We start from the raw sequence: 22,153 nt of genomic DNA, 5'->3' as shown, positions 1-22,153 counted from the left end.
GCCAGGAGGTACCGCAGGTCGAAAGGCATCTTGGCGGATTGGCCGCGAGGGATGCATCGACAAGCGGGCCCAAGCATAGGCCGGCTTCATGATCCTGCTGCGCGCAAGCGCGGGACCAATGGGTTTGTCGATGGATCTCAGGACGCGACGCCGGTCAAAAAAGGCGCTGTTTCAAGCGCTTGTCATACTAGGCGTCTGCGCGCGGTCGCGAGAAATGACAGCCTCTTTTACCTATGCTGCGTTGCAATGTCAAGGAAATCGATTTGCCGTCCTAAATAGGGGGTTATGCTGCTGCTTCGGCTCGTCGTTTCTTGGGCCGAATCCTGCCGATTTTCCAGCCTGACAACAAAGGGAGGCATCTCATGATGCTTGATTGGAACGAGTACCATAAACAGCTTATGGGCACGATTGGCGATATCGCGAAATTGTCGCCGGATACGGTGAAAGGCTATCAGACCCTTTCCGGGGCGGGGAAGCAGACGGGACATCTCGACGAAAAGACCCGCCAGTTGATCGCGCTCGCCGTCGCCATCACCACGCGTTGCGACGGCTGCATCACGGTGCACACTGATGCAGCGATCAAGGCCGGCGCCAGCAAGGAGGAGATCGCCGAGGCTTTAGGCGTGTCGGTTGCGCTCAATGCCGGCGCTGCCTTGGTCTATTCGGCACGGGTAATGGATGCCTATGCCGCGAAAGCCGGCTAAGGTTTTACGGCGGAATAGAACATAGCCTGCAATGGCATCCGGGCCGGGTTGTTCCCGAAAGCATCACTCAAAGCTTGGGTCACTGCTTCGACGATCCGGTCCGGTGCAATGCTGCCGCGGGCTTGGATCTGGTCGATCAGCGGATTGCCGTAAACCATGCCACGGGCGAATGCCGGCAAATCCGCGATTTCCTTGTAACGGGTGACGACCGCAATCTCGATATCGCTGAAGCCGGCTTCGAGCAGATCGGTCTTGATCGGGTCGATCTGATAGCAACTGAACGGCACGAGATAGAATTGCGGCGGATCCTGCGGGAAGAAATGCAGCATCGCATTATGCGCGATTGCGCCGAAGGGATTGTAGCGGTGGGAATCCCAGGTCGAGAGAAAATAGTGGCCTTGCGGCGTAAGGACGCGAAAAGCCTCGCGGTAGGATTGCGGCTTATCCGGAAAGAACATCAGGCCGAATTGACAGACCACTGTGTCGAAACCGCCATCGGCAAAGGGAAGAGCGGTCGCGTCGGCCTGCTGAAATGAAATGCGTTCTGCGGTGCTGAACTTACCGCGCGCCACTTCGAGCATCGGCGGATTGAAATCGGTTGAGGTGAGGGCGGCTTCCGCTGTCAGCACATCGCGCAGTCGGCGCGAAACGATGCCCGTGCCGGCGGCGGTTTCCAGAACGCGCTTGGGATTGGAGCGCGCCACACGCTGGGCCATCTCTTCGGCGAAATCGGTGAAAATGACCGGGCCGAGATCCTGTTCGTAATGCTGTGGGATTTTGCCGATAAAGCCGGCTGCTGCATTGCTCATCATCCGCCTCGTACCGTGCTGATGGATCGCGCATCGTAGGCTTCGCCAGGCAGGCGGGCTCTAGGTCATTGCTCCCATGCTGCGAAAGCCTCCGATTGACCCGGAGGCTTTTCCTTTCATTCGCGTCTATTCCGGCTTGATGCGATAGATGGTGGCGATCCAGCGCATCTCCTTGACGCAGCTTTTGAAATTCATCTGATACGGCACCGTATCGAGGGCCGTGACAACCTTCAGGCGCTACGTCTCGGATGGCTCTCTTCCGGGACGATGCCAAAGGGACCATAGGTCACGTAACTGATGGCGGCATAACGCTTGGCATGGTTCTGTTCGAGCGCGCCTTTGCTCCAGAAGGTGGCGCTCGCCATCTCTGCTTCGCGGAATTCGAATCCCTCATGTAAACGTATGGCGCTGAGATGCGGCTTTCCGGTCACCGGGTTCAGGATAGGTTCGATCTCCGCCGCAAGTACGTCTTCAACCACGAAACGTCCGCGCCGACCCTGAAGATCCCATTCGAAACCGATTGTGGCTCGTAGCGGTTCGGGTTCTGTCTCGATGGTCGACGCGTAAATCGAAAAACCGGTCGTCGGCTCTTGCTCTTTGCCGCCGAAGATCGTGAATAGCGCCTCGGCCTGTTCATCCGTGGCGACCTTGTCGATAATGCTCCACCAAATGCCCTTTCCCTCATGAACCGGGCCAGGCCATCGGTAGACGCCGGCAATCCGCAAGCCGTCCAACCGGATCTTGTCAAAATAGCCTTCGGTGATTTCCATCGCCATGACGCCCTCGCAAGGTAACCGCGTCGGCCGTGCGTTGAACTCGCATGGACAACCGTAATCGCAGCTGCAGGTGCCGATTTGCTTGGTCCTGATCTTCCAATCGACATAAGCCATGGCGTCTCTCCCGCGCAGATGGACCTAGGTTCCTGCTCCCATGCAAAAGGCAATCGACTGAAGACAGATACAGTACGCCTGCGGGGACGGGGCGGCAATCACGGCATCCGATTGTGACTCGCGAAGATATCGCGGATCGAGAAAAATGTATTATCAATTATTTAGCTAAACTTCGCGCGCCGCTATTTCGTACTAATCGCAGCTATAAGGCGTACTGAGTGGGAAAATCGCCGCGATAACGCGAACTGTTAGGTTTAGTTGCCATTTCTGAAGCACCGCTGCCAATTGTTCTTGTTTTGGGGTGTTTTGCTGACAGGATAAGAGCAAGTGGAGGAGCTACGGAGCCAGTGCTTATTTGAGCTCGTTGTGCCCAAAAGCACTGGCCATCCGAGTGACTTCCGCAGAGCGGGCTCCAACCTTCCGTGCAACAACTCGCCATGCCGAGGCCGCGGTCGCGACCACCTTAATGATGGTCCGCGCACGGGGCACTGGCAAAACAGTGCTCGTCGATGCTGGCGAGTTCTGGAGCTAGATCGTGATGCGTTGCACAATGAAATGGACCTTCTGGATTGAGCTGTCGATGGCGACCATGCCGGCTTCCGGGACAACGCGCCGGAATTTTTCTCGAAGACCTCATTACACCTTGAGCGAAAGCAATAGGGTTTGTCCGACTGTCGACGCAAAAAACGCTGAAGATCCGACGATATGGTAGCCCCTGGACGACGTTATCGGCGCCGAATCAAGCGCGACAAGCAAACCATTTATGAGCAACTCGTCCACGACGCCTTTCCAACCAAGTGCGATGCCCTGTCCCATCAGGGTCTGATGAATCGCGATGCCATGATTGGTCACTTCGACGCCGCTATCAATGTGGCGCGCCTTTGGGGCCCGTTGGGCGCGCCAATCCTGCCAGTTGAACCAACGCTGGTCTCGATGATCGAGGTGGATAAGCGGTCCCTTTTCTAGCAACTCTTCGGGTGAACGGCCGGCGCAGCTCATGGATAACGACGGTGAGGCGATCGGAAATACGATTTCCGGCATGAGCAGGTGGCTTTCGTAACCTAGCCAATTTCCGTCGCCGAAAAGGATGGCACAATCAACATCGTCAAGCGGCATGTCATGATCTCGTTCCGAGGTCACAACGCGCACCGCCAAGCTGGGATTGACATTTTTCAGTTCGGCCAGTTTGGGCATGAGCCAGAACATGGCGATACCGGGATAAGTAGCCAGCGTTAGCCCTGGCTGGCTGGCACGCTGACGCAGACCTCTTGTTGCCCGCGCTATCTCTCCGAGTGCACTGGAGATCGTCCGATAATAGGCCAGAGCCTCGGCAGTAGGTAACGATTGGCCGCCTTTCCTCTCAAAAAGCTGGACCCCAAGATCGGCTTCGAGAGATTGCATTTGATGGCTCACGGCGGGCTGTCCCACATTCAATTCTTTAGCCGCCTGCGTGAAGCTCCCCACGCGCACGCAGGCCTCAAATACACGAATGGCTTTCATAGGTGGTAGATCGCGCATCGGCGTTTTTCCTTCCTCAGGATCAATTCTTACCTTATGTCATCAAAAAAAATAATGGCCTTATCAAATTTTCCGCCCTTCCCGCGCAATTTTCCCCATGAGAAAATAATACCGACTATCAGGACGTCGGATTTGTGGATTGCCTTTCCATGGAAGATCTAAAGTTCGATTACATCATCGTCGGCGCAGGAACTGCGGGGTGCCTTTTGGCGAACCGACTCAGCACGGATGTAAATAAACGCGTTCTGCTGCTGGAAGCGGGCAAAAGGGACAACTATCCCTGGATTCACATACCGGTCGGCTACCTCTATTGCATTGGCAACCCGCGCACCGACTGGCTGTATAGCACCGAAGCCGACCCTGGACTGAATGGCCGGGCCCTGCGCTATCCCCGCGGGAAGACGCTTGGAGGCTGCTCTTCGATCAACGGGATGATTTATATGCGCGGCCAGGCCAGAGACTACGAAGGCTGGGTTGCTGAAACTGATGACAATGCATGGTCATGGGAGAACGTTGTTCCCGACTTCAAGGCGCACGAAGACCATTATCGAATGGATGGTGGTGTCGACCCTGTCACTGGCGGCAACAGCCGCTTCTCCGACATGCATGGACATGGCGGAGAGTGGCGCATCGAGAAGCAGCGGTTAAGATGGGAAATCCTGGAAGCTTTTGCCGATGCTGCCGTCCAAGCCGGTGTGCGCCGAACCGAGGATTTCAATAGTGGCGACAACGAAGGCGTCGGCTATTTCGAGGTAAATCAACGGTCGGGTCTGCGCTGGAATGCATCGAAGGCGTTCCTCCGTCCCGTTCGAGAGCGCCCAAATCTGCAGATCCTGACAGAGGCACTTGTTGAGCACCTCATCATCGAACGCGCCGCTGATGGCAACCTCTTTTGCGCGGGCGTTGCTGTTCGCAGCAATGGACAGACAGTGGAATACAGGTCTCGTTCCGAGGTCGTCCTTTCCGCCGGTGCGATTGGCTCTCCTCATATTCTGCAGTTGTCGGGCATTGGACCGGGCGCACTTTTGAACAAGCATGGCGTCCAGGTGCTCCGCGATATGCCGGGTGTCGGTGAGAACCTGCAGGATCACTTGCAGATCAGGACTGTCTATAAAGTCAGTGGCGCACGCACCCTGAATACCTTGGCAAATAGCGTCTTTGGGAAAGCGCGAATTGGCCTTGAGTATGCCCTAAGACGCACAGGTCCAATGAGTATGTCGCCCTCCCAATTAGGAGCATTCACGAAGTCAAATCCTTCGCGACCGCATGCGAACCTCGAATACCATGTCCAGCCGCTGAGCCTCGACGCTTTCGGAGAGCCGCTACACGGGTTCCCGGCATTGACTGCCAGCGTCTGCAATCTGAACCCGACCAGCCGAGGGTCGGTGCATATACGGTCTGGCCGCGCTGTCGACGCTCCGGCGATCATGCCGAACTATCTAAGCACTGATGAGGATAGAATGGTTGCGGTCGAGAGCATTCGCCAGGTGCGACGGATCGCCTCCCAGCCAGCACTTGCAAAATATCGACCTGAAGAGTGGAAGCCAGGTAACCAATTCCAATCGGACGCCGATTTGCTAAAGCTTGCCGGTGACATCGCCAGCACTATTTTCCATCCGACTGGCACGGCGAAAATGGGCAAGCAGAGCGACGCTATGGCGGTGGTCGACAGTCGTCTGCGTGTCTTCGGGATCAATGGTCTTCGCGTTGTTGATGCCAGCGTTATGCCCAGGATCGTCAGCGGCAATACCAATTCACCAACTCTGATGATCGCTGAAAAGGCGGCCCGTTTCATAGCCGAAGACGCCCGGAATGCCGCGCGGACCTGATGCCAACAACCAGTTCTGAAGAGAAAAGCAATGCAGCGTGATACCCTCCCATTGTCAGGTGTGAAGGTTGTCGATTTCGGGCAATACATCGCCGGGCCTGCGGTGGCAATGATCCTGGGGGACCTTGGCGCCACCGTTGTGCATATAGATCCGCCATCTGGTCCTTTGTGGTCAAGCCCGGCAAACGCAACGCTCAATCGCAACAAGCAACTCCTTCAGCTCGATTTAAAATCCGGCGATGGACAAGAACGCGCTCTTGAGTTGATCGCGGAAGCTGACATCGTCATCGAAAATTTTCGACCTGGCGTCATGAAGCGGCTCGGCATCGATTTTGAAAGTATCCGGAAGGATAAGCCCGACTTAATCACCGTTTCGATACCCGGTTTCGCCTCGGATGACCACCTACGCCGGGAGTGGCGCGCCTTTGAGTCCATTATCGCTGCGGCATCCGGTGTTTTCACGGATATGGGGCTAAATCGCGTTCTGATGGGCGTTAATCCATCTTTCTCGCCGCTGCCGCTTGCATCCGCCTATGGGGCCATGATGGCCGTCTCTTCAGCGGCGCTCGCTCTTCAAGCGAGGGAGCGGACAGGAAGAGGCGATCATATAGAAGTACCCTTGGCGAGTGCCGTGATGGAGGGCCTCAGCTACAATTCGATCAAGATCGACGAATATCCGCTGCGCTATAAGACCCAACGTGAACAAGAGATCGAACGCCGACGCTCGCGGGGGATCCCTATGGACGTCTCATATGACGATCTGCAAAATTTCCTCGATCCGTTCTATCGGAGCTATCAATGCAAGGACGGACGAAGTTTCTACGTCGTTTGTCCCAGCCATAAGCATCATGCCAAGCGTTGTCTTCAGACGCTCGGTATCTATGACGAGTTGGTAGCAGAGGGGCTCCAGGAAGAACCAGATACCTATCTACCCGTAACCGAGTGGCGGTCCGATGTGTCACTTGGGGTCTATCCTCTTCCGAAATCTTGGGCCGATAAGATCACAGCCAAGATGAAGGGGGTTTTTCTCACGCGGACTGCCAAGGAATGGGAGCGGATCTTTGGCAAAGGGCAGTTTCCGGGCGCGCCGCATCGATGGCTGCAAGAATGGATGAGTGACGATCACGCGGAGATCGCGGGCCTGATGATTGAAGTCGACGATCCGGTCTATGGGCGGATGATTCAGCCTGCTCCGATGGCTTGGCTCGAGGAAAGCGGCGAAGCCATGCTGAGGCCAATGCTGCGCCGCGAAGTCGATTTTGAAGAAGCGCTCGCCTCCCTAAACGCCATCTCGGCATCACATCCTTCGAGTGCTTCGGGTTCGACGGCGTCGGCCGGATGGCTTGACGGTGTCAGGATTCTCGACCTTTGTAATGTCATCGCTGGCCCTCATTCCGTTTCATATCTCTCTCGCTTCGGCGCGGAGGTGATCAAGGTCGATCCGGCAGAACCGCTGTTCGATTGCTGGAACACGGTCATTTTCGGCATGACCCATATGCGAGGGAAACAGTCGGTACTTCTCGATGTTAAGGCACCCGATGGGCGCAAGGTATTCGAGGCTCTGATCCGGTCGGTGGACGTCGTCGTATGGAATGCGACTGACCGTCAGGTGAAGTCGTTGGATCTCGATGCGGAAGGGCTCAGACGTATCAATCCCAAGGCGATCTTCTGCCAGCTCGACTGTTTCGGTGGCATCCGGCGGGGACCGCGAACCGATTATCTTGGTTATGATGATCTTGTTCAAGCAGCCACGGGGATCATGCTTCGCTTCGGCGGTTCAATGAAAACACCGGAAGAGCACGCGCACGTTGGCACGATCGACGTCATGTGCGGGTTCGGTGCAGCTCTAGGTGTAGCGGCTGCTCTCTACCAGAAGACAAAGACAGGCAAGATCGGCCGGGCACGGACCTCGCTTTCGGCGCTGAGTGGCCTCGCCCAAATCCCTTTCTGTTACGACTATCAAGGAAGGCCTCCGTTCGATGAGCCGTCCGGTCCTGGGGCAAAGGGATACGGCGCGCTACATCGCCTTTATGAGGCTGAAGACAGGTGGATCGTTCTTGCCGCGTCAGAGAAGGACTTGCCTCGCTTTCGGACGGTTCAGGGGTTGGAACATCTTCCGGATGTCGCCCCACATGAGCGGGAGCGGATAGTAGAAGCGGCCATTCGGTCAGCACCGGCCGCGATCTGGCTGGAACGTCTTGAAGCAGCCGATCTTGGCGTAGCAATCTGCGACAATATCGAAATGATCCGCATCCGGTCGTCGAACGCCTTCAATGGGACGCCGGGAACGGACCGCGGCAGCTATTCCTTCTCCACCTATTCCGAGCATCCAAGCGGTCACCGGGTGACTCAGTTGGATCCATACGGGATACGGCCGACAGAGGCCAAAATCTACGCGCCAAAACCCGCCGAAAAATATGGAACGTCGACGAGAAAGGTATTGTCGTCCCTGGGATACTCCGAAGACCGTATCGATGCACTGCGAGACCGAAAAATCATCAGCGAGACTTGGAGCGGGGAATATCTTCCGAGTTAATCCGACGCGACTCGAAGAAAGAGGGGAATGTTAGGGGTGCGGACAGCGGCCGGGATATGACGCTCTGGACTGGAGTTTTACTGTACTCCAAACGAGTCCGCATTACCTCCGCGTCCGGTACGCGATAGCTCCGCGGAATCCGCGATATCTCCATCAGTCACACCGATGCAATGTGACGGCTATTCCGGCTTGATGCGGTAGATCGTCGAGGTCCAGCGCATCTCCTTGATGAAGTCCTGGTAGCCGATCTGGTATTGGCCTGTATCGAGCGCGGTTCCGCCGGCATCCAGATAAGGATCGGCCCCGACCTCATAGGCCTCCGGCGTGTTGACGATGATCTGCAGATTATCCGCCGTGCCTTTGTAGCCGACGATGAGCGCGACCTGCTTCGTATCCTTCTCGGTATCCTTAACCCTCGGCGGTTCGATGGCGGCGATGATCGGTCGTTCGAATTCGATCTCGTGGATCAACTCGTCCGGGGGCAACACCTTCGTCTGCTCATAGCGCATGACTGCCGGGTCTTCCTCGCTGGGCGTTTCCTTGAAGAATTTATAAGCATAGGGTTCGTAGCTGGAGACGATCTTCAACACTGCCTGATAGGCGCCGATCTTCCCGGGCGCGACGCAATCCGCCGCATTTTCCTTGCCGGCGAGAAAATTCGCCAGGCCGCATTGGTAATCATCCGTGGGGCTGGTATCTGGCGCGCGGTAATAGCGCATCACCATTTCGCCGACCGCCGCCCAGCTCCAGCCAGGCTGGCTCTGCTGGATCGGCTCGATATCGAGGAGGCCATCGGCCCGGGCGACGGTCGGGGAGGCGATGGTGGCCATGAACACCGATGCTGCCAACAAAGAGAGAGAGGAAAACCGGGTGAACTGTCTGGGAAGGCGACCGCCGTTATATCCGTTGTTCCGGGGAGTCTTGCGGCTCCGATGGCCGATCATGCACTTTCTCCGATACTGTTGGCGGATCTTGTCGCGTTCCGACGGCATGCTGCCCCAAGCCCCGGCGGGTCGCAAGGCCTTCCGGCGATCCGCCGGTTGACAGGTGGTCCAGCTTTCCCGCATGCATGACATCATTCTATGACGCGGTTTTTGCAAGAACGGAGCTTACATGTCGATTACCAAGGTCCTGAAGCAGCTTGGCCTCAATGCCAAAGACTTGAAGGGTGGCGATCTGATCGCTCGGTCGCCGATCGATGGCCGGGTCATGGCCAAGGTCAAAAGCGACAGCAAGGCGAGCGCTGTGAAAAAGATCGCGCGGTCGGCCGAAGCCTTCTCAGCCTGGCGTGCCATGCCGGCGCCGCAGCGTGGTGAGCTGATCCGTCTGTTCGGCGAGGAATTGCGCGCCCATAAGGAGGCGCTCGGCGCCCTGGTTTCGCATGAGGTCGGCAAGATCGTCCAGGAAGGCCTGGGCGAGGTGCAGGAGATGATCGATATCTGCGACTTCGCCGTCGGCCTGTCGCGCCAGCTTTACGGCCTGACCGTTGCCTCGGAGCGGCCGGGCCATCGCATGATGGAGACCTGGCATCCGCTCGGTGTCGTCGGCGTCATCAGTGCCTTCAATTTTCCGGTCGCTGTCTGGTCCTGGAACACCGCCATCGCCATCGTGTGCGGCAACAGTGTCGTCTGGAAGCCCTCCGACAAGAACCCGCTGACGGCTCTGGCCTGCCAGAAAATCTTTGAAAAGGCAGCCAAGAGATTTGGCAATGCGCCGAAGGGTTTGCTCGAAGTGCTGATCGGCGGCCGTGAGATCGGTGAAGTCCTGGTCGATGACAAGCGCGTTGCTTTGGTCAGCGCCACCGGCTCCACCCGCATGGGCCGCGAAGTGGGCCCGCGCGTCGCTGCGCGTTTCGGCCGGTCGCTGCTGGAATTGGGCGGCAACAATGCCATGATCGTCTGCCCCAGTGCCGATCTGGAACTGGCCGTACGCGCGATCACCTTCTCGGCGGTGGGCACGGCGGGCCAGCGCTGCACCACCTTGCGCCGGGTCATCGTGCATGAAAGCATCAAGGACAAGTTGCTGCCGCGCCTGAAGAAGATCTACGGCAACCTGCCGATCGGCAATCCGCTGAACGGCAAGACGCTGGTCGGCCCGCTGATCGATGAAGCCTCCTTCAACCGCATGCAGTCGTCGCTGAAAGTAGCGGAGGAGCAGGGCGGCAAGATCACCGGCGGCCAGCGCGTGAAGGTGAAGGATTGCGAAGGCGGCTTCTATGTGCAGCCGGCGATCGCGGAAATGCCGGGCCAGACCGAGATCGTGCGGGAGGAAACCTTCGCGCCGATCCTCTATGTCGTCACCTACAAGAAGTTCGAAGATGCACTCGCGCTGCAGAATGACGTGCCGCAGGGTCTGTCTTCCTGCATTTTCACCCAGGATCTGCGCGAAGCGGAGACCTTCCTTTCGGCCCAGGGCAGCGATTGCGGCATCGCCAATGTGAATATCGGACCCTCGGGCGCCGAAATCGGCGGTGCCTTCGGCGGCGAAAAGGAAACCGGCGGCGGCCGTGAATCCGGTTCCGACGCCTGGCGCGCTTATATGCGCCGCGCGACGAACACGATCAATTACTCGGACAGCTTGCCGCTGGCCCAGGGGATCAAATTCGACGTCGGCTGAGACTGCTTTAGATCGGTAACGGAACGGCGGCCTTCACGGGCCGCCGTTTCTGTTTCAAGGGGCATCTGTCGCCGTCCTGTCCTCTCACGTTTCACGCCCATCGCCGAGTTCGGCGATGAGGAAATCAAGGAAAGCGCGCAGCTTCGGCACGACATAGCGACTGGACGGATAGACGGCATAGACTGAGGTCTCGACCGTTGACCAGTCGTCGAGCACAGTTTCAAGCCTGCCTGCGGCGACATCCTCTTGCACATAGAGCCAGGGGATCAATGTCAGGCCGAAGCCGGTGCGCAAAGCATCGCGCACAGCCAGGCTCGAAGCGACGCGGTAGCGGCCCTTGATCGGCACGCGGACAGACCGGTCGGCCTTGCGGAACAGCCATTCATCGACATGACCCGACAAGGTGAATTGGATGCAATTGTGCTTGGCGATCTCCGCCGGGCTTTGCGGCCTGCCGTGGCGCTCGAAATAAGCGGGTGCTGCGCAGACCACGTGCCGCAAGGTCATCAGCTTACGGGCGATCAGGCTGGAATCCTCGAGATTGTCGCTGCCGCGGATCGCGAGGTCATAGCCTTCCTTGATGATATCCACGCGCCGATCTTCCAACTGCAAATCAAGGGAGAGATGCGGGTGGCGGCTGAGGAAAGCAGGAAGGGCGGCGGACAGCCGCGTCAGGGTCAAGGTCATCGGGGCGCTCACCCGCAGCAGACCGCCGGGCTGATGCTGCAAGGGACCGAGCGACCGGTCGGCATCGTCGAGGTCGTCCAGGATACGCACGACGCGCTGGTAATAGAGCGTTCCCGCTTCCGTCAAGCTCATGCGGCGGGTCGTCCGGTTGATCAAACGCACCGAGAGGCGCGCCTCCAGCTCATTGATGTTCTTGCTGATCGCCGCCGGGGAGAGCCGCAGCTGCCGCGACGCTTCCGCAAAACTGCCCAATTCCACGGCTTGGCGGAAAACTCTCAATGCCGTCATGTGATCCATTATTATTCACCAATAGTGAATAGTGAAGAGACCAGAATGCATATTATAAACTAGATCGCAATGGTTTAGCTCTGTCGGTAAAGACCCGTTGGAGGGCGGCTGTCCGCTTGCGCCGAAAGGCAATCGGCCGCAGAAACCAGGGGGGCGGTCACGGATGTCTGGGCGCTTGTCTGAGGGAGGATTCGATGCAAAGCGGCGAGGGGAGCCAGGGTGAAGGCCGCGTCAAGACACGTTCCGTGGATCTGCTGCTGACGGCCATCTCACCCGCCATCTGGGGCAGCACCTATATCGTCACCACCGAATTGTTGCCGGCCGGCTACCCGATGACGGTGGCCATGTTGCGCGCATTGCCGGCGGGATTGTTGCTTCTTCTGCTCGTACGCCAATTGCCGAAAGGCCTGTGGTGGTGGCGCGTCTTCATTCTCGGCGCGCTGAATTTTTCCTTCTTCTGGGCGATGCTGTTCATCGGCGCCTATCGCTTGCCGGGCGGCGTGGCAGCGACGCTCGGCGCGGTGCAGCCGTTGATCGTCATCTTTCTGGCGCGGGCGGTCTTTGGTACGGCGATCCGGCCGCTGGCGATCGTTGCGGCTCTCACGGGATTGGGGGGTGTGGCTCTGCTGCTGCTGAAACCGGGCGCGGCCTTCGATATGATCGGCATAATCGCTGCTTTCGCGGGCGCTGCCTCGATGGCGGCCGGAACGGTGCTCAGCCGCCACTGGCAGCCGCCGGTTTCACCGCTGACTTTCACATCCTGGCAATTGACGGCAGGCGGGCTCCTGCTGGTGCCGGTCGCCTTCTTCCTGGAACCGGCTTTGCCGCCATTGACAACGGCCAACCTGTTCGGCCTGACCTATCTGGGCCTGATCGGCGCGGCCCTGACCTATATTCTCTGGTTCCGCGGCGTTTCCAGGATCGAGCCATCGGTCGTGTCGTCGCTCGGATTCCTTAGCCCCGCCATGGCCGTCATTCTCGGATGGGCGATCCTCGATCAGCAGCCGGGTCCGTTGCAGATCATCGGCATCGTGATCGTCATCGGCAGCGTTTGGCTGAGCCAGCATGCGCAGCTTCCCGCGCGCCGCGCTATGCGCCCGACAGCGTCATCCCAGCTGTCTTAGGCGGCCGTCTCAATCGGTATCCCTGATCCGCATATAGGTGAAGACGAGGATCATGTTGACCACCTCGCCGTCATCCGACAAGGGCAGGAAGATGATGTCGTCATGCGCCATCTTGCCATGCGGCGTCATGAAAGGCGAATTGAAGAAATATGGCTTACGGCTTTGCGCCACTGTGTCATAGCAGATCAGCGCTTCTTCCGCCGTTTCGGCAAAGAAAGCCTCGCTGACGGGCCGGCCCGTCGGATCGCGGTGGCGCTGTGCAACTTCGCCGGTGCCGACCAGGCGATAGACGTAGCGCGGTTCGCTCGGCGCCACATCGACCAGCACGACATGCGCGAGCCAGGGCTTCATCTCTAAAGGATCGATGTCGCGCCGGCTGGGCATAAGCCGTCCGTGGCGCTTGCTATGCCAATAGCGATAGAGCGCTCGAACTGACTCGTGGCAGACGGTCAGAAAGGGTGGTTCCGTAATCTCGGACTGGTCCGGTGTTCGGTGTTGCATTCGAGCCCCCAAGGCACGCAACAGCGGCACGCTTATAACGCGGCGGTTGATATACCGAGATTTCACCTGGATGAAAAGGATTAGTTGAATTTGATAGGTAATTAATGCGAATTCCCGGTCTTTTCCCCGCCTACGGGAAAGGACAGCACAATATGATGTGGTGATTTGCGCCAGATCTGCCGAATATTGCAGTTTCGCGGACAACCTTCGGCGATGGCATGGACAATTGCTGGCGCTCTTATGCCGATCAGCCGGCATTGAACAGCGCTCGGCCGGCTCACCTGGCTCGCCAAATAGTTGTTCATGCGGTGTTAAGACTTTGCGGATGGTAAATGAAAGATTGTGCGATACGTCGCGAATTGCAGCGCCTTTATTAACTCCTCCGTAATAGGCATATGGTCATTATGCGGAGCACGGCACCAATAATGATTCAGCATTCATTGGTGGGAGCGAGAGGATGTTCGGCGCGATGTTAGGCGGAAGCCGCGATATGAAGGCCAAGTTGAAAGCCCTGGATGCTTCACAGGCCGTCATCGAATTCAAGATGGATGGGACCATCATCACTGCGAATGAGCAGTTTCTGAAAACGATGGGCTACAGCCTGGCTGAGATCCAGGGCAAGCATCACAGCATGTTCGTGGATGCGGCGCTGAAAGCCAGCCCTGCCTATAAACAATTCTGGGATGCGCTCAATCGGGGGGAATTCCAGGCGGCCGAATATCTGCGGTATGGAAAAGGTGGCAAGCAGGTCTGGATCCAGGCCTCGTACAATCCGATTCTCGGCCGCAACGGCAAGCCCTATAAGGTGGTGAAGTTCGCCACCGATATCACCGCCGTGAAGAAACAGGCGGCCGACCACGAAAGCCAGATCGCCGCCATCGGTCGCTCGCAGGCCGTCATCCAGTTCGATCTCGACGGCACCATCCTGGATGCCAATGACAACTTCCTGCAGGCGATGGGCTATGGCCTGGCCGAAGTCAAAGGCAAGCATCACAGCATGTTTGTCGATGCCGGAACGAAGAACAGCGCGGCATACGAGAGCTTTTGGCAGAAGCTAAGGGGCGGCGACTATCAGGCCGGTGAATTCCATCGAATTGGCAAGGGCGGCCGGGAGATCTGGATTCAGGCCTCCTACAACCCGATCTTCGATTTCAGCGGCAAGCCTTACAAGGTGGTGAAATATGCCACCGATATCACTGCGCAGGTCGCCGATCGACAGCGCCGCACGGATATCGGCCGTCATGTCGATGAGGATCTTGGCGCCGTCAGTCTCGCCATCTCGACCGTGAACGAACAGGCGAGCAGCGCCGCCAGCGCCTCAGTCGAAGCCTCGACCAATGTTCAGGCCGTCGCGGCAGGTGCCGAGCAATTGGTGAGTTCGATCGATGAGATCGGTCGCCAGACCGCCAATGCCTCCACCGTCTCCGCTGAGGCGGTGAGCCAGGCCCAGCATACCAGCGATATCGTCGCCAGCCTGGTCGATGCGACGAGCCGGATCGGCGAAGTGGTGAAACTGATCACCGATATCGCCGCCCAAACCAATCTGCTCGCCCTCAATGCCACGATCGAGGCGGCGCGCGCAGGGGATGCCGGCAAGGGTTTCTCCGTCGTCGCCAATGAGGTGAAGAACCTGGCCTCTCAGACCGCGCGGGCGACGGATGAAATCTCCGGCCAGATCGCCCAGGTCCAGAATGCCACCCATGAAGCGGTCACCGCCATCACTGCGATCTCGCAGACGATTTCGAGGATGAATGAGATTTCCGAAGCGATCGCCGCCGCATCGGAAGAACAGAATGCCGTCAGCCGCGAAATCTCCTCCAACCTGCATACGGCGGCAAGCGGCGTCAGCATCATCAGCGAAAGCATGAATGCCATCGCCGAGGCGGCGCGATCGGCGGACGATTCCACCCGCCGCGTGAAGGAAGCCTCGCGCGCGCTTAGTGCGTGACCTCAAGCGTCACGCAGTTAAGCAGGTCGCCGATACGCTGGCCATGATAAGATCGCCGGTCTAAACTCCCGCTCCGATGATGCACCGCCGCGGGGGTTCCGGGTGATACCGTCTTTCTGGTTCAACGCCTCGGCCCGAGGTTCGTCCATGATCCTCCTGGCGACGCTGGCCTGGAGTTTCGCGGGTTTATTGACCCGCATGCTGTCGATCGACGTCGCGACCGCTGTTGCCCTGCGGGCTTTAGCCGGCGGGCTTTTTCTTTTCGCTTACTGGCTGATACGGCGCCGCCGGGCGGCTTTCAGCCAATTGGTTGGGGTGGGTCGGGTTGGCTGGATTGTCGTCCTGCTCAGCATTGTCGCCCAGGCCGCGACAACGGCCGGCCTCTTTTTGACCAGCGTCGCCCATGTTTCCGTGATCTATGCGACCTGTCCCTTCGTGGCCGCGCTCATCGCCAAGTTCTGGTTGGGCGAGGCCATTCCGCGGATGACCGCCATTGCCATTCTTGCATCGATATGCGGGGTGGTTCTCGCGGTCGCCGGAGCGACGGGGTCGAGCACGCTTTTGGGCGATGCGGTGGCATTTCTGATGACCATATCGTTCGCCATCATCATCGTTCTCTCGAAAGCGTATCCCGGTCTTAAAATACTTGAAATCACCATCCTGGGCGCGCTCTTCACCTTCCTGCTCTTTCTGCCCTTTTCCAGCACGAAGGGGCTCGATGCCTGGAACATCGGTGTCGTCACTGTCTATGGCTTCAGCAATATGGTGCTGGCCTATCTGCTGTTCCTCAAGGGAGCGCGCTATGTCAGCGCGGCGACGAGCGGTTTGATCGTCACATTGGAGATCGCTTTATCGCCTTACTGGGTATGGCTTTTCTTCGGTGAGAAAATCGATACGCTGACATTCATCGGCGGTATCATCGTAACCGCGGCCGTGGCCGGCCATCTGGTACTGATGTCGTCGCGGCCCGCCAGGCACGCGCATACATAGGTATCCTTCCTGCCATCAGCCATTGTAGGGCAATGTGATGACGGCGATCGATATAGAATCTTGCAAGGAGTGGATCGGCAGATCGAGTGAAGATGTCGATATCGTCACGCCGCGTCTGCTCGACGAATATCGCGTGACTTTTGATCCGTTCCTGGCGGATCTGCCGGAGCTGGAAGTGCCGCTCGGTTTCCATTGGTGTCTATCCCCGCTGCTCGCGCCGATGCATGAGCTGGGCCCCGATGGGCATCCCGCCAAAGGCAGCTTCCTACCGCCCGTACCTTTGCCGCGGCGCATGTGGGCTGGCGGTACCGTCGACTATCACGGTGAGCTAAGGCCGGGCGATCACGTCCGGCGCCGTTTGACCATCGCCGGCATCGATCTCAAGCATGGCCGCAGCGGTCCGCTATGCTTTGTTGGCGTCCGTATCGATTATCTGACCGAACGCGGCTTGGCGATCTCCGACTTGCAGAACATCGTCTACCGCGAGGCGCCGTCGAAGGAGCAGGGCGCTGCCTCGCCCGCAACCGCCGGCGAGGCAGTCGTTCCGCCCGATGTACTGGAGCATGGTTGGACGGTCACGCCGACGCCGACAATGTTGTTCCGCTACTCGGCAGTCACCTTCAATGGCCATCGCGTTCATTACGATCATCCCTATGCAACAGGGGGTGAAGGTTATCCCGGCCTGCTCGTCCACGGGCCGATGCAGGCAACGCTGATGCTCAATCTGGCGGCAGCGACCCGCCGTTCCGTGCCTCGTCGTTTCACTTGTCGGGGTCTGGCGCCGCTGGCGGCCGGGCAGGTGTTTCATGTGCGGCTCCAGCCTGCCGCGCAGTCGCTGCGATGCTTCACGCAAGCGGAAGGCGGGCCCATCGCGATGGAGGGGGAGGCAGTATGGTAGCGGCCGCCAGGCTCTGCGTCAGGCAGCGTCGCGGCTGCCTGGCCGGCGCGCGGCCTTTGGCGCTTTGCCTTCCAACGCAGGGCGTTGTTCGTGAAAGAGACGAATGACCGCATCCATCACAGCCCGGATGCGGGGCAGGGAGCGCAGGTCGCGATGCACCAGCAGGAACTGGTCGGCGGCGACATCCTCCAGAACGCCGCCGATCCGGCGCAAGCCGGGATCGGCATCGCCAAGATAGCAGGGCAATACTGTGACGCCTGTTCCTGACCGCACGGCTTCCTGCAGTACCAGCCAGTTATTGACGCGGATGATCGGCTTTTTGCCATCAAGCAAGTCGCGCATCCAGGCCTGGCCCGGCATGTAAGCGTGATCGTCGTCGAAGCCGATCCAGGTCATTGCGCGTAGCCGATCGTCGGCGGCTTCTCCCTTCGCGGCAGGCAGGGTCGCCGCGCCATAGATCGCATAGGCAGCCCGGCCGAGGCGGCGACTGACGATGCTGCCAAGATCGGGCACCTGTTCACGGATCAGCAGATCCGCTTCCCGGCGCGAGAGGTTGGCCAGCATATGGCTGGCGTTCAGTTCGAATTCGATGCATTGCAAATTGTCGCGCAAGAGCGGCAGGCTGCGGGCGAGGAAGGCAGTCATTGCCTCGCCGGCGGAGAGGCGCACCACCCCATGCGCCGTATCGCCCAGATTGGCGCTGCGGCGATGAATGGATTCCGCCGCCCGTTCCATTGACTGCACATCCGCCAGCAATCCTTCGCCCGCCGGGGTGATGACGAAGCGATCCGGCAGCCGGTCGAATAGCCGGGCGCCGATTGCCATTTCCAGCGCCTTGACCCGGCGGGCGATGGTCGGGTGGCTGACCTCCAACTTCCGGGCGGCCGCCGTCAGGCTGCCCTCTCGCGCCAAGGTCAAGAACACCCTGAGATCGTCCCAATCGGCCTGCATGCTTTGTCTCCAGCCTTTCCATATGAACGAAAATGTACGGTGGGTTTTCTGATTTGTCGAATGGCGAACGATATTGTTCAGGCTATTCTGCCAGCATAAGAAGCAGGAGAGTTTAAATGCATTTCGAACCGCGCCTCTGGATTTTCACCGCCGGTGCCCGGCTGCGCATCCTCGGGGCTGTTTTGGCTGGGCTGGTTTCGGTAGGGCTCGGCGTCGCCAGGCTGGCACTGCTCGGCTGGCTGATCGGCCTCGTCTTTGCCGGTGTCGGATTGCATGATCTCCTCTGGCCGGTCCTTGGCATTGCCGCGCTGATGATCCTGCGCGGCGGCGCGGAACATCTTCGCGTCATGACGGCGCATGAAACAGCGGCGTGGGTACAAAAGAAATTGCGCCGGGCCATCTATGACAAGATCGCCGCTTTAGGCCCTGGCACCGTGGCGAAGCAACGGTCCGGCGCCCTGACGCTGTCGCTGATTGACGGTGTCGAACAGCTTGAAGTTTATTTCGGTCAGTTCCTGCCGCAATTCCTGATCGCGTTGCTGACGCCGGTTTTGATTTTCGCCGCGATCGCCTGGATCGATCTGCCGGTGGCCGCCATGATGCTGGTCTTCGCGCTGATCGCCTTGTTTGCCCCGGCTTTATGGCATCGTCACGACGCCGCCAATTCCATGAAACGGCAGGATGCCTATGCCGATTTCGCTGCCGAATTCCTCGATTCCGTTCAAGGGCTTGCCACGCTGAAAGCCTTCGGCCAGAGCAAGGCGCGGGCTGACAAATTGCAGGTCGAAGCGCAGAATCTGTACAAGCGCACGCTCTGGGTCCTGGCGACCAATTCGCTGTCGCGTGGCATCACCGATTCCGCCATCGCCTGCGGTGCGGCAGCGGCGCTGGCGCTGGGTGCTTACCGTGTCGAAGGCGGCGCCATGTCGCTCCCGGCCTTGCTGGTGATCCTCATGCTCGGTGTTGAGATCTACCGGCCGATGCGGGAACTGCGTTCGGTGCTGCATCAGGGCATGGTCGGCATGTCGGCGGCCCAAGGCATCTACAAGATTTTCGATGCCGAGCCGCTGGTCCGGGATGCAGCACCCGCAACATCCTCCATGGGCTTGGCGCCAAGCATCGGCTTCGAACAGGTGCGGTTTCGCTATCCCGGAACCAAGCGCATCATTCATGACGGGCTGGATTTCGACGTCGCACCCGGCGAACGCATCGGCCTGGTCGGCACCTCCGGTGGCGGCAAGTCCTCGATCGTGCGCCTCTTGCTGCGTTTCTATGATCCGGAAGCAGGCACGATCCGGTTAGGCGGCAAGGATATCCGGACGCTTTCATTCGACCAGATCCGCGGCATGATCGCCGTGGTCAATCAGGATACCTTCCTGTTCCATGGCACGATCGAAGACAACATCCGCATGGGGCGTCCCGATGCCAGCCATGAGGATGTCGTGGCCGCCGCCCGGGCCGCCAATATCGACGGCTTCGTCGCCAGCTTGCCGCAGGGTTATCGTACGGTAATTGGCGAGAAGGGAATAAAGCTTTCCGGCGGCCAGCGTCAGCGCGTCGCCATCGCCCGCGCGATCCTCCGCGACGCACCGATCCTGGTCCTGGATGAGGCTCTGTCGGCCGTCGATGCCGAGAATGAAGCGGTGATCCAGCAGGCTTTGGACCGGCTGATGCAGGGACGCACCACGCTGGTCCTCGCCCATCGCCTGTCCAGCATCATCGATTGCCACCGGATCCTGGTGCTGGATGGCGGGCGTGTCGTGGAAAGCGGCCGGCATGAAACGCTGTTGCAAGCCGGCGGCGTCTATGCCCGATTGATGGCGGGGCAGGTACGCTCCGGCGATGCCGTCGCTGAAGCGATGCCCGACGAACCCACGGCCCCCGCTGGCGGCGAGAGTGCGCTGCTCGCTGGCGGCATCAAGCAGGTGACCGAGGGCATCCTCAAGGCTGATGGCCTCAATTGGTGGCAGCTCACCGGCGCCCTGATGAAACTGGCGATGCCCTGGAAGGGCAAGCTGGCCCTGACCTTTATCTTCGGCGTGCTACGGGTCATTGCCTTCATAGGCATCGGCGTCTGCAGTGCGTTCGTGGTTTATGATTTGAAGAACGGGCTGGATTATGCGTCCTGGCTGTGGGCCTTGGCTGTGCTGGCGCCCTTATCCGGCGCGGTGCATTGGCTGGAATCCTGGGTCGCCCATGACATGGCCTTCCGGCTGCTGGCGGAAATGCGTATCGCGGTCTTCCGCAAGCTCGACGACCTGGCGCCGGCCTATCTGGTCCGGCGTCGCACCGGCGATCTGATGGCGCTTGTCACCAATGATATCGAGCTGGTGGAGTATTTCTTCGCCCATACCGTGGCGCCGGCTTTCGTTGCCATCCTGGTACCGGCCGTGGTGCTGGCGGTGCTGGCAGTGGCGAGCCCGTGGATTGCGCTCGCACTGGTACCGTTCCTACTGCTGGTCGGCCTTTGTCCGTTCCTGATGCGCAAGCGCACCGACCGCCTGGGTTCGGCGGCACGGGAAGCCGCAGGTGAATTCGGCGCCGTGGCGGTGGATTGTGTGCAAGGGCTTGGCGAGATCGTCACCTTCCAGCAAGAAGCGGCCCACGGCCGGAAGCTGGATGATCTCTCCGACCGGCATATCGCCCTGCGCCTGCCTTTTTTCCGCGATCTCACACTGCAATCGAGCCTGTTGGAAATCTTCACGGGTCTTGGAGGCCTGGCGGTGGTGGTGACCGGCGCGATCGTGTCCACGCAAGGCGGGATCGATGCCGCCTGGCTGCCGCTGCTTACCCTGCTCGCCATGGCGGCCTTCTTGCCGGTCTCGGAAATTGCCCAGGTCGGCCGCCAGCTCGCCGATACCTTGGGTGCGACGCGGCGCATCTATGGTCTGCTCAACGAGCCGGTGACGGTGCGGGACGGCCAGCAAACAGGGCAGTCGATGAGCAGCACTGGCACCGGTCGGAAAACCGCGCCGACCTTGTCCCTGGAGCAGGTCACCTTCGCCTATCCAGGGCAGGCGCGGGCCGCCTTGCATGAGGTCAGCGTGACGATTCCGGCAGGTAGCACCGCCGCGCTGGTCGGAACCTCGGGTGCCGGCAAGACGACCATAGCGCAATTACTAATGCGTTTCTGGGATCCGGATGACGGCCGCATCACCCTGGACGGCGCCGATCTGCGCGATTATCGCTTGGACGATCTGCGCCACCGCATGGCCCTCGTGGCGCAGGACACCTATCTCTTCAATGACAGCCTGCGGCACAACATCATGATCGCGCGGCCGGATGCGAGCGAGGCAGAGTTGCAGGCGGCAATCGCTCATGCCTCGCTGACCGATTTGGTGCAAGTGCTGCCGGACGGACTCGATACCCAGGTGGGTGAGCGCGGTACTGGTCTCTCCGGCGGACAGCGCCAGCGTGTCGCCATTGCCCGCGCCTTCCTGAAAGACGCGCCAGTGCTCATCCTCGACGAGGCGACATCGCATCTCGATGCGGTGAATGAACAAGCGGTGCGGCAGGCGCTGGCGCTACTCCAAACCGATCGGACAACAGTCATTATCGCCCATCGTCTCTCGACCGTTCGCGATGCCGATCTGATCATCGTGCTTGATGGCGGCCGGGTGGCCGAAATCGGCACCCATATCGCCCTCATGAGCAAAGCGGGGCTTTATGCCCGCCTGGTAGCACGCCAGCTCGGCGCTGCCTATGCACCTGCAGCGCAATAAGAATGATAGTGGGAGATCGAAAATAGTGGCTGGTGACCAGGGTTAATGACCAGGGCTAAGCGAAGGGAGCCGGTCGCTTTAGGCGCATCAAATCTCTTCGCATCATCCGTCTCGATGATGACACCGCCGCCACTCCTGGCGAT

Annotated in this window: 16 protein-coding genes; 9 read left to right on the top strand and 7 right to left on the bottom strand. The window is 59.3% G+C overall.

What is annotated here, in order from left to right; all coding sequences use genetic code 11:
* Nucleotides 1-362 precede the first annotated feature (362 nt).
* Nucleotides 363-704 (top strand): carboxymuconolactone decarboxylase family protein, encoded by a 342-nt coding sequence (locus SMD27_RS11495; protein ID WP_452094327.1) that lies wholly within the window; start codon nt 363-365, stop codon nt 702-704.
* Here the strand turns inward: SMD27_RS11495 and SMD27_RS11490 are convergent.
* From SMD27_RS11490 to SMD27_RS11480, 3 genes are all read right to left on the bottom strand, one after another.
* Nucleotides 701-1,516 (bottom strand): class I SAM-dependent methyltransferase, encoded by an 816-nt coding sequence (locus SMD27_RS11490; protein ID WP_320508504.1) that lies wholly within the window; start codon nt 1,514-1,516, stop codon nt 701-703. The two genes, SMD27_RS11495 and SMD27_RS11490, sit on opposite strands and share 4 nt — an antisense overlap.
* 227 nt (nt 1,517-1,743) lie before the next feature.
* Complete coding sequence (locus SMD27_RS11485; RefSeq protein WP_320508503.1) at nt 1,744-2,403, bottom strand: DUF1326 domain-containing protein; 660 nt, start codon at nt 2,401-2,403, stop codon at nt 1,744-1,746.
* 636 nt (nt 2,404-3,039) lie between these two features.
* On the bottom strand, nt 3,040-3,921 hold the full coding sequence (locus tag SMD27_RS11480; protein WP_320508502.1) for a LysR family transcriptional regulator: 882 nt from the start codon (nt 3,919-3,921) through the stop codon (nt 3,040-3,042).
* A 149-nt stretch (nt 3,922-4,070) separates the two neighbouring features.
* On the opposite strand from SMD27_RS11480, the gene SMD27_RS11475 reads away from it, so the two are divergent.
* Nucleotides 4,071-5,750: a GMC family oxidoreductase gene (locus SMD27_RS11475; RefSeq protein WP_320508501.1), complete on the top strand. Its 1,680-nt coding sequence runs from the start codon at nt 4,071-4,073 to the stop codon at nt 5,748-5,750.
* 30 nt (nt 5,751-5,780) lie between these two features.
* Entirely contained in the window at nt 5,781-8,285 is a 2,505-nt protein-coding gene (locus SMD27_RS11470; RefSeq protein ID WP_320508500.1) for a CoA transferase, read from the top strand.
* A 179-nt stretch (nt 8,286-8,464) separates the two neighbouring features.
* Here the strand turns inward: SMD27_RS11470 and SMD27_RS11465 are convergent, their stop codons facing one another.
* Nucleotides 8,465-9,115 carry a hypothetical protein gene (locus SMD27_RS11465; protein ID WP_320508499.1) on the bottom strand — a complete coding sequence of 217 codons (651 nt, stop codon included), beginning with the start codon at nt 9,113-9,115 and terminating at the stop codon, nt 8,465-8,467.
* 283 nt (nt 9,116-9,398) lie between these two features.
* On the opposite strand from SMD27_RS11465, the gene amaB reads away from it, so the two are divergent.
* On the top strand, nt 9,399-10,901 hold the full coding sequence (gene amaB / locus SMD27_RS11460; protein WP_320508498.1) for an L-piperidine-6-carboxylate dehydrogenase: 1,503 nt from the start codon (nt 9,399-9,401) through the stop codon (nt 10,899-10,901).
* Nucleotides 10,902-10,985: 84 nt separating this feature from the next.
* Here the strand turns inward: amaB and SMD27_RS11455 are convergent, their stop codons facing one another.
* On the bottom strand, nt 10,986-11,876 hold the full coding sequence (locus tag SMD27_RS11455) for a LysR family transcriptional regulator (protein WP_320508497.1): 891 nt from the start codon (nt 11,874-11,876) through the stop codon (nt 10,986-10,988).
* Nucleotides 11,877-12,070: 194 nt separating this feature from the next.
* Here SMD27_RS11455 and SMD27_RS11450 point away from each other — a divergent pair, with 194 nt between their 5' ends.
* A complete protein-coding gene (locus SMD27_RS11450; RefSeq protein ID WP_320508496.1) occupies nt 12,071-13,000 on the top strand; it encodes an EamA family transporter in 930 nt (309 codons plus the stop codon).
* A gap of 9 nt (nt 13,001-13,009) precedes the next feature.
* Here SMD27_RS11450 and SMD27_RS11445 read toward each other — a convergent pair whose 3' ends face one another.
* The gene (locus SMD27_RS11445; RefSeq protein WP_320508495.1) at nt 13,010-13,501 is read right to left on the bottom strand and encodes a PAS domain-containing protein; all 492 of its coding nucleotides are present in this window, start codon (nt 13,499-13,501) and stop codon (nt 13,010-13,012) included.
* A gap of 469 nt (nt 13,502-13,970) precedes the next feature.
* Here SMD27_RS11445 and SMD27_RS11440 point away from each other — a divergent pair, with 469 nt between their 5' ends.
* The 3 genes from SMD27_RS11440 (at nt 13,971) to SMD27_RS11430 (ending at nt 17,337) form a co-directional block, all read left to right on the top strand.
* Entirely contained in the window at nt 13,971-15,449 is a 1,479-nt protein-coding gene (locus SMD27_RS11440) for a methyl-accepting chemotaxis protein (RefSeq protein WP_320508494.1), read from the top strand.
* Between the two features lie 147 nt (nt 15,450-15,596).
* On the top strand, nt 15,597-16,439 hold the full coding sequence (locus tag SMD27_RS11435; protein WP_320508493.1) for a DMT family transporter: 843 nt from the start codon (nt 15,597-15,599) through the stop codon (nt 16,437-16,439).
* Nucleotides 16,440-16,476: 37 nt separating this feature from the next.
* Nucleotides 16,477-17,337, top strand: a complete 861-nt coding sequence (locus SMD27_RS11430; protein WP_320508492.1) for an FAS1-like dehydratase domain-containing protein — start codon at nt 16,477-16,479, stop codon at nt 17,335-17,337.
* An 18-nt stretch (nt 17,338-17,355) separates the two neighbouring features.
* On the opposite strand, the gene SMD27_RS11425 is transcribed toward SMD27_RS11430, so the two are convergent.
* On the bottom strand, nt 17,356-18,288 hold the full coding sequence (locus tag SMD27_RS11425; protein WP_320508491.1) for a LysR family transcriptional regulator: 933 nt from the start codon (nt 18,286-18,288) through the stop codon (nt 17,356-17,358).
* 116 nt (nt 18,289-18,404) lie between these two features.
* Between SMD27_RS11425 and cydC the strand changes: the two genes are divergently transcribed.
* Nucleotides 18,405-22,010, top strand: a complete 3,606-nt coding sequence (gene cydC / locus SMD27_RS11420; RefSeq protein WP_320508490.1) for a thiol reductant ABC exporter subunit CydC — start codon at nt 18,405-18,407, stop codon at nt 22,008-22,010.
* Nucleotides 22,011-22,153 lie beyond the last annotated feature (143 nt).

Origin of the sequence: Dongia soli (assembly GCF_034044715.1) — a bacterium.
Classification (GTDB): domain Bacteria; phylum Pseudomonadota; class Alphaproteobacteria; order Dongiales; family Dongiaceae; genus Dongia_B; species Dongia_B soli.
This window is presented reverse-complemented; position numbering and strand designations above follow the sequence as displayed.

Coding starts and splice junctions, on each gene's coding strand:
- SMD27_RS11495 (WP_452094327.1), top strand. CDS start 363: ATGATGCTTGATTGGAACGAGTACCATAAACAGCTTATGGGCACGATT.
- SMD27_RS11490 (WP_320508504.1), bottom strand. CDS start 1,516: ATGATGAGCAATGCAGCAGCCGGCTTTATCGGCAAAATCCCACAGCAT.
- SMD27_RS11485 (WP_320508503.1), bottom strand. CDS start 2,403: ATGGCTTATGTCGATTGGAAGATCAGGACCAAGCAAATCGGCACCTGC.
- SMD27_RS11480 (WP_320508502.1), bottom strand. CDS start 3,921: ATGCGCGATCTACCACCTATGAAAGCCATTCGTGTATTTGAGGCCTGC.
- SMD27_RS11475 (WP_320508501.1), top strand. CDS start 4,071: ATGGAAGATCTAAAGTTCGATTACATCATCGTCGGCGCAGGAACTGCG.
- SMD27_RS11470 (WP_320508500.1), top strand. CDS start 5,781: ATGCAGCGTGATACCCTCCCATTGTCAGGTGTGAAGGTTGTCGATTTC.
- SMD27_RS11465 (WP_320508499.1), bottom strand. CDS start 9,115: ATGGCCACCATCGCCTCCCCGACCGTCGCCCGGGCCGATGGCCTCCTC.
- amaB (WP_320508498.1), top strand. CDS start 9,399: ATGTCGATTACCAAGGTCCTGAAGCAGCTTGGCCTCAATGCCAAAGAC.
- SMD27_RS11455 (WP_320508497.1), bottom strand. CDS start 11,876: ATGACGGCATTGAGAGTTTTCCGCCAAGCCGTGGAATTGGGCAGTTTT.
- SMD27_RS11450 (WP_320508496.1), top strand. CDS start 12,071: ATGCAAAGCGGCGAGGGGAGCCAGGGTGAAGGCCGCGTCAAGACACGT.
- SMD27_RS11445 (WP_320508495.1), bottom strand. CDS start 13,501: ATGCAACACCGAACACCGGACCAGTCCGAGATTACGGAACCACCCTTT.
- SMD27_RS11440 (WP_320508494.1), top strand. CDS start 13,971: ATGTTAGGCGGAAGCCGCGATATGAAGGCCAAGTTGAAAGCCCTGGAT.
- SMD27_RS11435 (WP_320508493.1), top strand. CDS start 15,597: ATGATCCTCCTGGCGACGCTGGCCTGGAGTTTCGCGGGTTTATTGACC.
- SMD27_RS11430 (WP_320508492.1), top strand. CDS start 16,477: ATGACGGCGATCGATATAGAATCTTGCAAGGAGTGGATCGGCAGATCG.
- SMD27_RS11425 (WP_320508491.1), bottom strand. CDS start 18,288: ATGCAGGCCGATTGGGACGATCTCAGGGTGTTCTTGACCTTGGCGCGA.
- cydC (WP_320508490.1), top strand. CDS start 18,405: ATGCATTTCGAACCGCGCCTCTGGATTTTCACCGCCGGTGCCCGGCTG.